We start from the raw sequence: 1,205 nt of genomic DNA, 5'->3' as shown, positions 1-1,205 counted from the left end.
GCTGGTCTTCCAGGTTGAGACGGACCTTCTCCTGGACAGGCCAGTCTCCCCACTTCCCCCAGACCCGACCGGTCTTTTTCTTCCAGCCTTCGGGGATGCTCTCCGCAGTGCGCTGGTAGTGCTTCACCCCGCGAGCTGCATGTTTCGCGAGGTACTGGAACCAGCCCACAGGGCCATCAATGATGCGGGCATGCTGCCCCCGGAGGCCGGCGCCGTAGGCGCTCGCCACCTCCACCCAGGCGCGGGTAGGGGTAATCGTGTCGTAAGCGTCAGGAAACCAGATCGCGCAGTGCAGGTGCGGGACGCCTCGGCGTTGCCACTCGGTCACCCAGTGCAGCCGGAGCATACCGGCACGCTGCATCCGCATCGTCCATGCCTTCCGGATACGGTGCCAGTCGTCGGCAGTAGCGGGGCAATCCCGAAGGGTCAGGGTCAGGGCAACCCCAGCTCCGGTGAGCCGGTCGGTCCTGACCGACATGAGGAATTCGGTGTTTCGTCGGGTGGCCCCTTCGGACCATCCTTCAACGTCCCCTCGGGGGGTTCTTGCGTGGCTGTTTCGCATGGGCGCGACGCCACCTTTCCCGCCGTGCGGGTAGACTGTCAGTACGGGCATGGCGGCTCCTATCCGCTGGCTCCACGACCCCCGGCAGGTTGCCGCCTGTGCGGGGGTTTTCTTTGCCCGCAGTGCGGGCGGCTGGGTTCAGTGTACGGCCCCCGCGTGCTGTTATGTAACCACTAATCAAGGGCGGACATCCCGGTGCCCGGCCGCACCCTCGCTCCCGCTCCGTTGGCAGCCGGGCACCGGCCTGCCCTTCCATGTCTGAGTGGGTGACAGAACAGGTCAGCAGGGGGGCGCTCACGCCCCAGAAGCGGGTATCCGCGGGGCACGCCCCGCACCCCCTCACGAAGTGACCTGGTAGCCCCGGCTGGCGACGTTGCCGATGAGGGCCATCTGGACCTCGTAGGGCATCCATTCGCTGTAGCCGATCAGGCGGGCGCGGGACTTATCCGGGCAGCGCAGCATGGTCCGCGCAGACCTGATGCGGTACGCATCACCTGCTGACCTCGCGTCTGCCAACCGCCAGCTCCGAACGAGACGACGGTAGGCGAACCAGCCGCCATCGCCGTGCTGGTCTTCCAGGTTGAGACGGACCTTCTCCTGGACAGGCCAGTCTCCCCACTTCCCCCAGACCCGACCGGTCTTT

Annotated in this window: 2 pseudogenes; both read right to left on the bottom strand. The window is 66.5% G+C overall.

The features are described 5' to 3' along the window. Positions 1–478 (bottom strand): annotated as a pseudogene (locus tag O0J73_RS22400) (replication protein); the annotation flags it as partial. A gap of 423 nt (positions 479–901) precedes the next feature. Next, positions 902–1,205, bottom strand: a pseudogene (locus O0J73_RS22395) (replication protein); the annotation flags it as partial.

Source organism: Stenotrophomonas sp. Sm6012 (assembly GCF_030985895.1).
Lineage (GTDB): Bacteria > Pseudomonadota > Gammaproteobacteria > Xanthomonadales > Xanthomonadaceae > Stenotrophomonas > Stenotrophomonas forensis.
The sequence above is the reverse complement of the archived record's forward strand: the minus strand, read 5'-3'. Positions and strand labels throughout refer to the sequence as shown.